13 protein-coding genes are annotated in these 13,606 nt (G+C 35.5%); 5 read left to right on the top strand and 8 right to left on the bottom strand.

Features of this window, described 5'->3' with window-relative positions; translation table 11 throughout:
• Both QNJ66_RS13945 and QNJ66_RS13940 read left to right on the top strand, forming a co-directional pair.
• A partial coding sequence (locus QNJ66_RS13945) for a reverse transcriptase domain-containing protein (RefSeq protein ID WP_300507917.1) occupies window positions 1-665 on the top strand: 665 nt, incomplete at its 5' end.
• Between the two features lie 30 nt (window positions 666-695).
• A complete protein-coding gene (locus QNJ66_RS13940) occupies window positions 696-1,625 on the top strand; it encodes a hypothetical protein (protein ID WP_300507915.1) in 930 nt (309 codons plus the stop codon).
• A 286-nt stretch (window positions 1,626-1,911) separates the two neighbouring features.
• On the opposite strand, the gene QNJ66_RS13935 is transcribed toward QNJ66_RS13940, so the two are convergent.
• The 3 genes from QNJ66_RS13935 to psbD form a co-directional block, all read right to left on the bottom strand.
• Window positions 1,912-2,949 carry a PstS family phosphate ABC transporter substrate-binding protein gene (locus tag QNJ66_RS13935; protein ID WP_300507913.1) on the bottom strand — a complete coding sequence of 346 codons (1,038 nt, stop codon included), beginning with the start codon at window positions 2,947-2,949 and terminating at the stop codon, window positions 1,912-1,914.
• A 134-nt stretch (window positions 2,950-3,083) separates the two neighbouring features.
• The gene (locus QNJ66_RS13930; protein WP_300507912.1) at window positions 3,084-3,821 is read right to left on the bottom strand and encodes a DUF2993 domain-containing protein; all 738 of its coding nucleotides are present in this window, start codon (window positions 3,819-3,821) and stop codon (window positions 3,084-3,086) included.
• Between the two features lie 89 nt (window positions 3,822-3,910).
• Window positions 3,911-4,966, bottom strand: a complete 1,056-nt coding sequence (psbD, locus tag QNJ66_RS13925; protein WP_300507910.1) for a photosystem II D2 protein (photosystem q(a) protein) — start codon at window positions 4,964-4,966, stop codon at window positions 3,911-3,913.
• Window positions 4,967-5,667: 701 nt separating this feature from the next.
• On the opposite strand from psbD, the gene QNJ66_RS26205 reads away from it, so the two are divergent.
• Entirely contained in the window at window positions 5,668-6,459 is a 792-nt protein-coding gene (locus QNJ66_RS26205; protein WP_366146286.1) for a hypothetical protein, read from the top strand.
• 11 nt (window positions 6,460-6,470) lie between these two features.
• Here QNJ66_RS26205 and QNJ66_RS13915 read toward each other — a convergent pair whose 3' ends face one another.
• Complete coding sequence (locus QNJ66_RS13915) at window positions 6,471-7,313, bottom strand: M48 family metallopeptidase (protein ID WP_300507909.1); 843 nt, start codon at window positions 7,311-7,313, stop codon at window positions 6,471-6,473.
• Window positions 7,314-7,525: 212 nt separating this feature from the next.
• Window positions 7,526-7,867, bottom strand: a complete 342-nt coding sequence (locus tag QNJ66_RS13910) for a hypothetical protein (RefSeq protein WP_300507907.1) — start codon at window positions 7,865-7,867, stop codon at window positions 7,526-7,528.
• Between the two features lie 502 nt (window positions 7,868-8,369).
• On the opposite strand from QNJ66_RS13910, the gene QNJ66_RS13905 reads away from it, so the two are divergent.
• Together QNJ66_RS13905 and pdxH are read left to right on the top strand one after the other, a co-directional pair.
• The gene (locus tag QNJ66_RS13905) at window positions 8,370-9,827 is read left to right on the top strand and encodes a mechanosensitive ion channel family protein (protein ID WP_300507905.1); all 1,458 of its coding nucleotides are present in this window, start codon (window positions 8,370-8,372) and stop codon (window positions 9,825-9,827) included.
• Window positions 9,828-9,903: 76 nt separating this feature from the next.
• Window positions 9,904-10,542, top strand: a complete 639-nt coding sequence (gene pdxH / locus QNJ66_RS13900; RefSeq protein ID WP_300507903.1) for a pyridoxamine 5'-phosphate oxidase — start codon at window positions 9,904-9,906, stop codon at window positions 10,540-10,542.
• 132 nt (window positions 10,543-10,674) lie between these two features.
• On the opposite strand, the gene QNJ66_RS13895 is transcribed toward pdxH, so the two are convergent.
• From QNJ66_RS13895 to QNJ66_RS13885, 3 genes are all read right to left on the bottom strand, one after another.
• Window positions 10,675-11,394: a GUN4 domain-containing protein gene (locus tag QNJ66_RS13895; protein WP_300507901.1), complete on the bottom strand. Its 720-nt coding sequence runs from the start codon at window positions 11,392-11,394 to the stop codon at window positions 10,675-10,677.
• A gap of 358 nt (window positions 11,395-11,752) precedes the next feature.
• On the bottom strand, window positions 11,753-11,989 hold the full coding sequence (locus tag QNJ66_RS13890; RefSeq protein ID WP_300507899.1) for a DNA-directed RNA polymerase subunit omega: 237 nt from the start codon (window positions 11,987-11,989) through the stop codon (window positions 11,753-11,755).
• Window positions 11,990-12,205: 216 nt separating this feature from the next.
• Window positions 12,206-13,402 (bottom strand): LL-diaminopimelate aminotransferase, encoded by a 1,197-nt coding sequence (locus QNJ66_RS13885; RefSeq protein ID WP_300507918.1) that lies wholly within the window; start codon window positions 13,400-13,402, stop codon window positions 12,206-12,208.
• Window positions 13,403-13,606: the final 204 nt, after the last annotated feature.

Below are 13,606 nucleotides of genomic sequence, written 5' to 3'. Positions count from 1 at the left end.
GACGAGTGCGAGGCTTATTTATGGCTTCACCTTATGGTTTAAATCCTGATGTAGCAACGGTTTTAGCTCAAATTTGTTGTCATAATAACCAGTTACCCCAAGGCGCACCAACTTCACCGATTGTTACTAATATGATCTGCGCCAAAATGGATAGTCAATTGCAACGTTTGGCGAAACAATATAAGGCAACTTATACCAGATATGCTGATGATATTACTTTCTCAACTACCTTACCAAAATTTCCTCAAACATTAGCTTATATCGTCACAGAAGAAGATAAAGATAAGTTAGTTTTAGGAGATACTTTATTAAATATAATTATTGAGAATGGTTTTAAGGTAAATGAGCAAAAAATCAGACTACAAACGAGAGGAAATCATCAATCTGTCACAGGTTTAACAACCAATGAGTTTCCTAATGTTGATCGTAATTATGTGCGTAAAATTCGTGCTATGCTTCATGCTTGGGCTAAGTTTGGGTTAGAAGCAGCAGAAAAAGAGTATCAAGAGAAGTATGACAATAAAGGGAGATCATCTATTAAAAGTAAACCGACTTTTCAGCAGGTACTTCGAGGTAAAATTGAGTTTATTGGGATGGTTAAAGGTAAAGATGACTCTATTTATCTGAAATATTTAGAAAATTACCACAAACTTATCAAATCTTAACTTTATTAAAATTACAAAATCAAGACAACTATGGATGAAGAAACCAAACAAGAAATTCAGGAGTTAAAAACAGTTATTCATCTTTTGTGTACAGAAATGACTCAGCATTTTAGTAAATTGTCTGAGGATTTTTCTTTGAGTGAAGAATTACAGAAACAACTTATTAAAATATCAGATTCAAAACAGAGTATTAAAAAAGAAAAAACTCAAAATATCAATGATAAAAACATCAATTTAAAAACTTCAGATAGTCCAAAAGTTTTGGAAAGACCCAATTATAAAGAAGCAACAAGTAATAAAATTCAGATTGACTATTCTTATATTAATTCAGAGATTCATCATTCTTGGGTAAAGAATTTAAAAGAGTATAATAATCATATGATCGAATTAGCAGTTGAAAATAGTGGGACTAAGTTTATAAATTTTTGCTATTATGCTATCAAATCAATAGAAGGTTCAATTGAAGAATTATTTGATTTAGAATTTGGTTATATTTGTTCCGAAGACAATAAATTTTTGGAGGCTTATAATTGTGTATATCTTGACTATGAAGGGAGGAATTTTAAATTACCACCTAAGATTTGTGTTGAAACAAATAATTTAAAAGCAGAAGTTTATAAAAAAATAGGTTCCAAGAAATATCTTGATAAAAATGCAATTGATTCGATTCTCAAGAATTCACAACAAACAGCACTAGACATATTTTTTTCAATGCTTGATTTCAAGTATATAAAAAAGAAGAATCTAAGAAGTAAATATTTTTTAATCAAAGATATCAAACAATTTAGAAATATAGAGAGTCATGGTACTAATCAAGATGTTGAAGATCGAATTAGAAAGGATGTCAAGAAAAAAAGTCAATGGATATATTTTCCAAACCCTAAATATAAAGAAATAAAAGATGTTGTAGACTGGTTTGTTCAGGAAATTTATAATAGAATATGTGAAATATCAAGATGATAACTAATCAATCAATTTCCACGTCTCATATTCTAATTGGTTGTCGCAGTAGCAGTAAATCTACCGTTGCAAATGAACTCATTAAACAAAACAATAATTATTGCATTTTTTCTAATTAAACAAGATAATTATTCAAAGAAGATGGTTTTAGAGTTAGGTTTTGAATAACCATAATACATATATGTATTCGTCAATTCAATTATATGAATTTTGACTAAAATTGTTACCTGATAGTAAGACAAAATCTAATTTTCTAACCATCTTCCCTTCTAGAAACAGAAACAAATTAAAAAGCAGCTTCTTTTTTCAATAGTTGATCCATCGTTAAATTAACTTGAGAGGTTCCTTCAAAAACTGTTCCTGCTTTTCCTGTTTCAAAGTGTTGTTTTGATAATTTATATCCCTCTTTTGGTAGGGGAACATAACCACTATCACTAACAAATTCAGGAGCATTTTCTAGATAAAAGTGGATGAATTCTCGCAAAAAAGGCTTATCCTGACTTGCCTTTATATTAACGTAAATAAATAAGGGACGAGAAAGAGGACGATATTGATCCCATTTTATATTATAGCGAGACGGTAAAACCGACTCATCTCCATTTTTGATTGCTAGGAGGTTTACTAGATTATTGTTAATTTTATAATACCCATAGCCAAAGTAACCTAAAGCATTGCTATCTTCGGCAATTTTTTGAACTAAAACATTAGGATTTTTATTAGCAGTATAATCACTTCTGACTGCTCCTTTTTGCTTGATCACAGCTTCAGTAAAGTAGTCAAAAGTCCCTGAATCTTTCCCTGGACCATATAAATTAATGGGTTGATTTGGCCAAGATTCACGAATTTGATTCCAATGGGTAATTTTCCCTTCTGCTTGCGGTTCCCATAGTTTTTTTAATTCTTCTAAGGTAATATCTTTAGCAAAATTATTCTTAGGGTTAACAACAATAGTAATAGCATCTAATCCGATAATTAATTCTATGTATCTAACCCCCGATTGATCACAAGCTTCCATTTCATCCAATTGAATAGGACGGGAAGCATTGTTAATATCCGTTTCTCCGCCACAAAACTTCTCAAACCCGGCACGAGTTCCTGATAATTCAACGTTGGCAACTAATACACCATCTTTTATTGCCTGAGTGCCTTGAAATTCCTCAATGACGTTACGAGAAATGGGATAAACGGTACTAGAACCGTCTATTTCCACTTTACTCGTTGCTATACTATCAACAGAGGTACAAGACGATAACGTAACTGTTATTAATGCACCGATACTTAAGCCGGTAATTACCCGTTTTTTATAGTTAGTTGTAATAGCCATGACAAAACATCCCTAAACTAAGGTTAATGAAAGATTAATAAAGTTAATTTTAGGTTAAGGGAACTTTCATCAAGCCTAGCTTGGGTATTTCGGAAATCACCCAATTTGTAATATTTTGTCATGATTGATTTCCATTAAAATTGAGGAAAATGAGTCATTCCGGCTTCCGCTTGTAATTGTAAAGCACCTTGTTTAATATTAAATTGTTCAACTTTTAAAGAAAAACCATCAACTTTAAAATTCTTCAAATTCAAGATACTTTGAGCTTCTTTTAAGATAGGATTGAGCAAAATTGATGATAGACTTGGTTCTTCTAAATATTCAATATCATCAATAATAACTCCTTGTCCCCCTTGACAAATTTTCGGTTTAATTTCCAAACTAACCCTTTTATTACTTTTAGTATCTTCTAGTTTAACTGTTCCTTGAATCAGTATTTTACCTGTTTCTAAGAGACTACATTTTACCTGTTGCAAACTAACCTTAACAACCTGCTCATTAATAACAATCTCATTCTGTATTTTTCTGAAAATTGCTTGCTCTAATACCCTGGTAATATCTTTTTCTGTCAATAAAACACAAGCTTTTCCCCGACTAGGTTGGGTTAACTGAATATTACCAGCTAAAGCTTTAAAAGGACTGACAGCAATAGTATTCAAAGTAATATTAATACTTTCCATTCTCAAAGCATTTTCAACCATTAAACCTTGACAATCAATCACCAATGATTCTAAGGTTCCTTTAGCCAATAAATTGGGATCAGTCTTAACTTTTACCGCTAACTTATCTCTTTTCTCCAACTTAGTAGATAAAGCAATTTCGGCAATTTTATTAATGGTTTTTTCCCCTAAATCATCAAACTTAAAAAACATCGGTTTAAACTGCTGTATGACTAAATTAAAAAAGAAGCCCCACAAAGGGGGCTTGGTATTGCTTATTAATTAAACAAGTTTTACATTCCTTAGAGAGCGTTACCGCGAGGTAATACTTCTTCAGGGAATACAAAGTTTTGGTGTGGTTGGTCTTGAGGAGCCATCCAAGCTCTTAGACCTTCGTTTAATAAAATGTTTTTGGTGTAGAATGTCTCAAATTCGGGGTCTTCTGCTGCCCGTAATTCTTGAGAGACAAAGTCATAGGCACGTAGGTTTAAAGCTAAACCAACGATACCAATAGCACTCATCCATAACCCTGTTACGGGTACGAATAACATGAAGAAGTGTAACCAACGTTTGTTGGAGAAAGCAATTCCGAAAATCTGAGACCAGAAACGGTTTGCAGTCACCATGGAGTAGGTTTCTTCTGCTTGGGTTGGTTCAAACGCACGGAAGGTATTCGCTTGTTCACCATCTTCAAACAGAGTGTTTTCTACGGTTGCACCGTGAATAGCACAGAGCAAAGCACCACCGAGTACACCGGCAACTCCCATCATGTGGAAGGGGTTAAGTGTCCAGTTGTGGAACCCTTGTAAGAAGAGAATGAAACGGAAAATTCCTGCTACTCCGAAGCTAGGAGCAAAGAACCAGCTAGACTGTCCTAGAGGATACATCAAGAAAACACTGACGAATACTGCAATAGGAGCAGAGAAAGCGATGGCGTTGTAAGGACGAATGCCGACTAAACGAGCAATTTCAAACTGACGTAACATGAAGCCAATCAGTCCAAAAGCACCGTGAAGGGCGACAAATGACCATAAACCACCGATTTGACACCAACGGGTAAAGTCTCCTTGTGCTTCAGGTCCCCAGAGGAACAGTAAGGAGTGTCCGAAGGCGTTAGCGGGGGAAGAAACCGCTACGGTTAAGAAGTTACATCCTTCGAGGTAAGAACTTGCTAAACCGTGGGTGTACCAGGAGGTAACAAAGGTGGTTCCGGTTAACCAACCACCGAGGGCCATGTAGGCACAGGGGAATAATAATACCCCAGACCAACCAACGAAAACGAAGCGATCGCGTTTTAACCAGTCATCGAGGACATCAAACCATCCTCTTTCTGGTGCGCGTCCGACTGCAATAGTCATAGAATCCAATCCTCTTGCTTAACTGAAATCAATGGCAAGATTTCTTAACGTTTGTTTTATCTAGTTTAGGTCATATTGTCCCATTTTCTTATACAGGGTGCGACCTAGGGAACGCCTGTCAGGTTGACTGTGTTGGCGACTTTAGTGAGCGATGTTTAGATCCAAGCACTAACTTCAAAATTTGAGTTAGGGAATCGTTAACATTTCTTAAACTAGCACAACTTTCTAGTTCTGGTGGGAATTACCCTTGAGTTTGAACCAGAGTGCTTTTCGCTATCTTTAGACTATTATTAGCAAAAAATTTACAATTTGACACATCCCGTCTCATAATTTCTCAAAGATTTTTACTATCCCTAGACAAATTTTAGGTCTCAAATGCACTTTTAGCAAGGGTTTTGGCCTCTCTCACCTAGTGCTTTAATTTTTAGCGAAATTTCTGGTCACCGATGTCATGGAACTTGTGAACCATCAGTCAATTTGAATATATTCCATGTTAGTCTGTTTTGATTTTTGAAGACTTTAGGCAAAGAAAATCCTTTATTTTTACTTTTCAGAATATAAAGATTTGGGGATAATGGGAACTTTAAAAATTAACAACTCATTACTATACTCTCGCTAAAAATAAAAAGCTATTATGGAAACCTGGTTAAATTACTCTGGTCTAGTTTATAGTATCGGAGAGTGTTGACTTGTAAATTTTCATGGTACTTTCTCGGAACGAGCCAAAACAACCTGCACAAGTAGCTAAATATGTCCCTAAACTCTCAGAAGTTAAACGACTAGAAATTGAGCATAAAAAAAACATTATGCTCTTAGTTGAAAATTTGATGGAGAGAGAAGAAGCTACATTTAAGATGATTATTGATTGTGTTTATGATGTGGGATCTCTGAATTTAATCAATAAAAAAGTTTCTCTAATATTTTTTAAGTCTCTACTCAAATTAATTGCAAAACTAGCTAAAACTACTCTTCGATCCATTGCTTTCTGGTGGGTTGTTAATAATACTCCTAAATTAATTACTGATTGGTTAATTGGTAAGATTATGATTTCTCCTAAAGCAAAAAAAAAGCCGATGAAACCAGCGAAAAAGTCCTCAAAAATTCCTCGACAAAAAAAAGTACAGAAAAACAAGAAGCTACGAAAAAATAAACAATCCAAAAAACTCAAAAAATCAACAACAGTCGTTCAATATTTTCCCAAGCTTTCAGAAGCCCAAAAATTAGAAATAGAACAGAAAAAAAATATTATGCTCTTACTTGAAAACCTCATGGAAAGGGAGGAAGCTACCTTTAAGATGATTATTGATTGTCTTTATGATATGGGTTCTCTCAATCTAATCAATCAAAAAGTTTCTGTGCGTCCCCTTAACCGAGTTACAAGATTAATTGCTAGATTATCTAAGCCTAGTTTTCGAGCCATAGCTTTTTATTGGGTGAAAAAGAATACCCCTGAATTAATTACAGACTGGTTACTAGGAAAAGTTAAATTCTGAGCAAAAAAGTTTTATAATAAAGCCCGAAACTCACGTTGATAAACTTGATTATCTAGACCATCTCCCTGATAGGCAATATCGGGGTTAACCGCTTGAGTTAACGCTTGAACCCTTTGGGAAGTGGCTGGGTGCGTACTTAAAAAAGCAGGGGATGAGCTACCACTTTGGAGCAATTTTTTCATAAAGGTAATCATACCAATAGGCGCATATCCAGCTTGTCTTAAATTTTGTAAACCTATTCTATCCGCTTCTAGTTCAGCTTCTCGGCTGCGAGGAAGATTAAAGCCTAATTGTACTCCAAGGTTAACAATATTACTTTCACTCAATCCAGTGGCCGACATTAACCCTTGAGAAATAGCAACATTACGCATTTGCTTAATAGAATGACGTTGGGTAATATGGGCAATTTCATGACCAATAACACTGGCTAATTCTGCTTCGTTTTCAGCCGCAGCAATTAACCCTGTATTTACATAGGCAAACCCCCCCATAGTGGCAAATGCGTTAATAGAATTATCTTGAAGAACTTGGAAAGTAAAAGGTAGATTCGGACGACTACTATTTTGTGCTAATCGTTGACCAATACGATCAACTCTTTGAGTTAAGGCTTGATTTCGAGAAATACGAAACCGGCCACTTCTGACTAATTCATCGTTTATTTGCCTTCCATATTTAACTTCTTGAGAGTCCGATAAATTGGATAATTGAATTACTTGTACCCCTTGAAAAATCCAATTTAACCACGATTGACCATAACTCGGTTGGGAGTCAGTAATAACAATAGTGCTGCTGATTAAAATAGCTAGTAGGCCATAAATTAGAAAACGACGATAGAAATATCTTAACTTGATCATAATTAACTAACTTAACTGTAATTGGTGTTATTCTAGTTTTTCATTTATTCTTATTATAACCATAGTTTTTATTTTTTACCTTTCCAATTGTTACAGATAATAAAGTGTCTATTTGGTTCCCTTTATTTCTACTTATTTCCACTTATTTCTACTCTTTATTTAATGACGGAAATAAACTACTATGGAATTTTGATTCCCGTCATCTTCAAATTCTAAACATCTAGTAAAGATTCAAATTCACAGCGTAAAGTTTCGATTTCTCCTACTCTAGCGACAATTACCGTGTCCAAATCAGTCGGGTTAAAATTATTTTGCCAATAACGGACTTTATCCTCATTTTTCAGCCAAAAATTAACAATACTTCCGACAACGTCATCCCAATCCCAATTTTGTTTTTTAGGAATCTTATCAACAGATTCAATAAAGCTATCAAGACTACATTTATAGCTACCTAAATAAGCTGATCCACGTTTTTTATTTTGTTCTATTTGTTGTTGGTAATTGAAAAAGTTTAAAACGGAAGTTGTGCCAATAATATCAAAAAAGTAGTTCATAATCTGTTTTTGCCATGTTTTATTTTTTGATGTTTTATAATTTTCTTTGCTAATAGAGTTTCTAATAGTAAAGAGTTTAATTTAGCACTTAAACATTATGAGTGCTAACAAAGAAAGCATTAATTTATACAGCATGATAACCAACTTAAAAGCAAAAAACTGTTAACAATCAAGCTTTGATAATATTTCTTAACATTTTTTTAATCAAGAGAGGAAAAGCGAAAAATAATAAGATCCTAAGTTTTTCCAGTTAAACGGCTGTGATTCTTCATAATGGGGGTAACAAGGATAGCCGTTACCATACTTGTTAGGTATACAGTTTTTTAGTTTTAGCAGTTCGGAGTTCAGAGTTAGATATTAGGTCTTCATTAGCCCAAGAAACGCTATATAATTCTATCTATTCTAATTAGAATTTTAATGAGATTACTCATCACCTCGGAATGACAATTAAAGAAACAAAAATTTCTGTTCCTAAATTTTCATTGTTATATATTATTTGATAATGCCAATTACTTTAGTAGATCAAAACTGGTTTCGTTGGGCAATTTTATTAATCTTAGGATTTCCCCTAATCATGATTATATTAAATGAAATTATTGTTCGACTTCGCCAAGAAGAAAAACCATTAATCGCTACAATTACTATTTTCCGAAATTTAGTGTTTCCTTTGTTAGCTTTATTATTTTTCTTGACAAGAGTTTTAGAAATTCCTGAAGAAACAACTATCATTAGGCTAGTAAAAACTTTAGTATGGGTTGCCATGATTCACGCCATACTTTCAGCATTTAAAGTCTTAATTTTTGACCAAGCAATTGCAGGAAGCTGGCAAGAAAGAGTCCCTGATTTATTGTTAGATTTGATTCGTTTTTTTCTCGTCGCTTGTATTACTGCCGTTATTCTTTCTACAGTTTGGAAAATAGATTTAGGCGCACTTCTAACAGCTTTTGGGGTAGGTTCATTAGTAATTGGTTTAGCCTTACAAGACACATTAAAAAATCTATTTTCGGGTATTTTATTACTATTTGAAAGACCCTTTGCTTTGGGTGATTGGTTACAAGTTGGGGAGACCATTGGCAAAGTTATTAAAGTTAATTGGCGATCCGTTTATTTACAAACTCGTGATCAAGATAGTGTGGTGATTCCTAACTCAATTTTAGCCCAAGGAAATTTTACTAATTATAATCGTCCCACTCCCTTGCACGTAGAACGGTTTTTATTTGGCTTTTCCTATGATGATCCTCCAAATAAAGTTATTCATGTACTCAAAGAAACTGCCTTATCAACCCCAGGTATTTTAAAGGAACCTTCCCCTTGGGTTAGAGTTGAAAACTATGCCGATTTTTCTATTGTTTATCAAATTGGTTTATTTATGGATAATTATGAAACAATGTTGAATATTCGCAACGATTTTGTAATTCGTATTTGGTATGCAGCGAAGCGATATAATTTAACCATTCCCTATCCTATTCAAACAGAATATCAGATGAATATGGCAGAAATGCCCAAAGTAAACCCCATGCAACAAGTAACAGAAGTTATGCGATCGCTACCTAATTTTGGTAATTTAGCTGCTGAAAGGTTTATTGAAGAAGAAAACGCCAGTAATATTCGATATTATGCCCAAGGAGAATGGGTATTTAAAGAAGGAGAAAGAATTTTAGGATTATATTTAATTTTAAATGGTCATGCCACCATTTTAGTGAAGAATAATAAGGGAGAAAACCAAGAAATTGCTTGTTTAGGAAAAGGGGAATTTTTTGGCGAGAAAATTCTTCTCACAGGAGAATGTAGTGATGTTTCTGTCATCGCTTTAGATGACTTAGAAGTGGCAGTTTTATCACCCGAAGTTGTCGCTACATTATTAGAACAAATGCCTAGACTATCCCAAGAATTTAGCGAGTTATTAGAAACAAGAAGAAAAGAAGTAATCAAAGCAAGAAATAAAACTCAGGAATTTTAACATCCCTATTTTCTGAAACGAAAATTACGTTAAACTAGAAGAGTTAAAAACTTTTACTGAAACCTTTAAAAAAACAATGGATCTCACTGCTTTAAGAGAAAACTATACCCGTAACGGTTTAACTAGAGATGATCTCGAAACCGATCCCTTTAAACAGTTTGAAAAGTGGTTTCAAGAAGCTACCGAAGCAGAGTTACCCGAACCCAATGCTATGAGTTTAGCTACTGCTTCAGCCAATGGTGAACCCTCTATTAGAACAGTTCTGTTAAAATATTTTGATGAAAAAGGATTTGTCTTTTTTACCAACTATGAAAGCAAAAAAGCTCAACAAATAGACGAAAATCGTCACGTTGCTTTATTATTTTTATGGCTTCCCTTAGAACGTCAAATAAAGATTCAAGGAACTGCCACTAAAATTCCTACAGCAGAGTCCTTAAATTACTTTACCAGTCGTCCTCGAGGCAGTCAATTGGGGGCTTGGTGTTCGGCACAAAGTTCCGTTATTTCCTCACGAAAACTATTAGAAATGAAGTTTGAAGAATTAAAGTATAAATTTCAACACGGAGAGATCCCGTTACCTTCTTTTTGGGGAGGATATCGGGTTAAACCTAAGCGTTTTGAATTTTGGCAAGGACGGCCAAACCGTTTACACGATCGCTTCTCTTATACTTTGAAAGAGGAAACAACCTGGGAAATTGATCGTTTAGCCCCCTAATTATTAGTCATTTCATTTATCATTTATGATTCGTTTGGAAGTAGGCTTGAAACCTCTCCCAAACTTCTTTCTCCCTAAAGGGAGAGGCTTGAAACCAAAATGAAAGATGAAAGATGTTCAATGTTTGGTCAATTAAGACCAGGCAGGATGGGCAAATAAAGAAGCAGCTACCCTCACTCCTCTGAGTTGATTTAAGAGGGGGAGATGCCCAACAGGTGCGCTTAAATCCCAAGTAAATTCATTAGGGTATTGAGTCCAACTATTATCACTTTTCCAACCAATTTTTGGCCATAATTTAGTAAAATCTTTACCCACCGATAACCATAGTTTTCGTTGTACAGAAAATCCAAACTTTCCCTCTGAATGTAAACGCCATAAAGCATCAATTGTCTGTAAATCTGTGGCAGGAAACTGCTCTACTTCTGTAAAATAAACCCATTTACGTTGCACTGCCCCTTCTCCTGCCAATTCACATAACAGACTACGGGTGAGGGTATCTGCATCTTGAAACTTTTGTTCAACTAATAGTTGATTGAGGGGTTGATAATCAAGATCACATTGAGAATTAAGGGGTATAATTCCTTGAGAAAAATAGCTTTGAATAAACCCTTCTGTGATGGGGTTTTTTAATTTATAAAGTTCCCCATATATTTTACCTTGCACAATATCAACCCCATTGATTTCCTCTGCTTGTAAAAACTTCATTAATACCTGCCAACCTTCTTCTCCTATAGCGATTAATTTAGGAATTAATTGAAGTTGGTCTTTTTGTTTCCCATTAATAAACTGATCCGTCAGTTGGGAAAAATTTTCGTCTCTATTATCGATTGTAGCGGTTTGTTGGTCAGTCATGAAACTATTCTGGGAAACTAACATTCACAAGTCAAAAGTTAGAAATCAAAAGTCAATCATTTTTACCTCTTTTTAAAAGTAAGAGGATTCAGTAAATGATAGTTTTATGTCTTTCTTCTTCATAAATGAAGAGGCTTTAGACCTAATTCGGCTATGTATTTACTTTTGCCTTTTGCTTTTTGCCTTTGCCCAAAGGGCGTGGTAATGCCTTTTATTTTTTAGATCAACGCCAGTTAACTAGCAAATATCTAAAGTTTGATCAACACCACCGTGTAATAGGAAAAAGGACAATGATCGCTCATTGACCGCTACTTGTATTATCTCAAAAAGAGGCTCACTTTAGAAGCCAAATAATCCATTAATTTAACTCATGACCCAAAATTTCAGGTTCAGTAAATTCGTCCGACATTTCCAAGACAGCACGGATCACTGGTTTCGTCAGAGAAGGATCTCCATTTTCATCATCTTCATAACGACAACGTTTTGCCCTTCTCGAAACTTGTACTACAATACGATAACGGTTTGAGGCCGCACTCATTAGGCGATCCGCTCGCTCCACCATTTCACCAGAACTAATAGGAAAATGTCTAACCATTGTTTTGTTATTGATTGTTGATAACCGTCCCTTTGAGACTACCAAACAAGGGTAAAGAACAATGGAAGACGAGGATAGGGAAAGATTAAAAGGAGGCAGGAGGCAAGTATAGATGGGGATTTAATTATTCTAACCATAGTGAGCAAGGCTTGTTTTGAGGAACGAAGTCTGCTCACACTACTCTGCCTCAAACTTATTGGAAACGACCACAATATCTCAAAAACTCAATGTAGAGGTAGGGTTTGAGACTAAAAATTTAGCAATCTTTTCTACAGCCAGTTTTAAAATATCAGGGTTATGAACTAAAGCAAATCTGACATAACCTTCTCCTTGTTTACCAAAACCAGCTCCAGGAGATACAGCAACCCCTGTAGCTGCCACCAACTCAGTACAAAACTCCACAGATTTATTTTCCCAAGGTTGGGGTAATTTTGCCCAGACATACATCGTTGCTTGAGGGGCAGTAACCTGCCAACCGATGTTATTGAGGGCTTTAATAAAAGCATCTCGTCTGGTTTGAAAACGAGTAACTGTTTTTTTAACCGTTGTTTGGTCTCCCCTCAAAGCTGCGATCGCCCCGTTTAAAATGCCTCGATATTGATTAAAATCTACCACTGCTTTTACTCTTCTTAAAGCTTGGATAATTTCAGCATTGCCGATCGCATAACCAATCCTAAAACCCCCCATATTATAGGACTTGGAAAGGGTAAAAAACTCTATAGAAAGGGATTTAGTCGGATCAGCCTGTAAAATAGAAGGAGGCTGAGTCATTCCCTCAAAAACAATATCAACGTAGGGAAAATCATGGATTAATACCAACCCATGATCTCGACAAAAAGTTACCGCTTCTTGGAAAAAAGCTAGAGAAGCAGTTGCGGTTGTTGGGTTATTAGGATAACTCAAAACCATCAATTTAGCCTGGCCTAAGACTTGGGAAGGAATATCCTTAAACACTGGTAAAAAGTCATTTTCTGCCAACAATGGCATGGGATAAATTTGACCTCCAGCCAAATAGACACCCCCTGCATGGGAAGGATAACCAGGATCGAGTAGTAGCGCGAAATCTCCTGGATCGAGCAAAGCTAGGGGTAAATGTGCCGTCCCTTCCTGGGAACCAATGAGGGTTAACACTTCCGTATGAGGATCAACCATCACCCCAAAACGTTCCGTATACCATTGCGCAACAGTTTCCCGAAAATTTAAAGTTCCGTGGTGGAGGAGATAACCGTGAGTGCTGGGATCTTGTAGGGATGTAGTAATCTCAGCGATCGCCTCTGGATCTGCTGGTAAATCTGATGATCCCAAGGATAAATCAATAATCGTTTTGCCTTTGCCGATGGCTTGAGACTTTGCTCGATCCATATCAGCAAAGACATTTTTTTCTAAAGCTTGAATACGCTTAGCGAAGTGCATGGTGGGTGTTTCAGCAATTAACAATTAACAATTAACAATTAACAATTAATTATTCGGTGAGATGGGGGACTAGACGGGGAGACTGGGGGACGGGGAGACGGGGGGACTGGGGAGCAGAGGGAGATGGGGCAGCAAAATATTAATATTTTTTCTAGTCTCCCAACCCTTCCCACACTCCCCACACTCCCCACCCTCCCCACACTT

The sequence above is a fragment of the Crocosphaera sp. genome (genome assembly GCF_030064895.1).
In the GTDB taxonomy this organism is placed as follows: domain Bacteria; phylum Cyanobacteriota; class Cyanobacteriia; order Cyanobacteriales; family Microcystaceae; genus Crocosphaera.
This window is presented reverse-complemented; position numbering and strand designations above follow the sequence as displayed.

What these genes read in the sequence shown, in the direction of transcription:
- QNJ66_RS13940 (WP_300507915.1), top strand. Translation starts at nt 696, where the DNA reads ATGGATGAAGAAACCAAACAAGAAATTCAGGAGTTAAAAACAGTTATT.
- QNJ66_RS13935 (WP_300507913.1), bottom strand. Translation starts at nt 2,949, where the DNA reads ATGGCTATTACAACTAACTATAAAAAACGGGTAATTACCGGCTTAAGT.
- QNJ66_RS13930 (WP_300507912.1), bottom strand. Translation starts at nt 3,821, where the DNA reads ATGTTTTTTAAGTTTGATGATTTAGGGGAAAAAACCATTAATAAAATT.
- psbD (WP_300507910.1), bottom strand. Translation starts at nt 4,966, where the DNA reads ATGACTATTGCAGTCGGACGCGCACCAGAAAGAGGATGGTTTGATGTC.
- QNJ66_RS26205 (WP_366146286.1), top strand. Translation starts at nt 5,668, where the DNA reads ATGGTACTTTCTCGGAACGAGCCAAAACAACCTGCACAAGTAGCTAAA.
- QNJ66_RS13915 (WP_300507909.1), bottom strand. Translation starts at nt 7,313, where the DNA reads ATGATCAAGTTAAGATATTTCTATCGTCGTTTTCTAATTTATGGCCTA.
- QNJ66_RS13910 (WP_300507907.1), bottom strand. Translation starts at nt 7,867, where the DNA reads ATGAACTACTTTTTTGATATTATTGGCACAACTTCCGTTTTAAACTTT.
- QNJ66_RS13905 (WP_300507905.1), top strand. Translation starts at nt 8,370, where the DNA reads ATGCCAATTACTTTAGTAGATCAAAACTGGTTTCGTTGGGCAATTTTA.
- pdxH (WP_300507903.1), top strand. Translation starts at nt 9,904, where the DNA reads ATGGATCTCACTGCTTTAAGAGAAAACTATACCCGTAACGGTTTAACT.
- QNJ66_RS13895 (WP_300507901.1), bottom strand. Translation starts at nt 11,394, where the DNA reads ATGACTGACCAACAAACCGCTACAATCGATAATAGAGACGAAAATTTT.
- QNJ66_RS13890 (WP_300507899.1), bottom strand. Translation starts at nt 11,989, where the DNA reads ATGGTTAGACATTTTCCTATTAGTTCTGGTGAAATGGTGGAGCGAGCG.
- QNJ66_RS13885 (WP_300507918.1), bottom strand. Translation starts at nt 13,402, where the DNA reads ATGCACTTCGCTAAGCGTATTCAAGCTTTAGAAAAAAATGTCTTTGCT.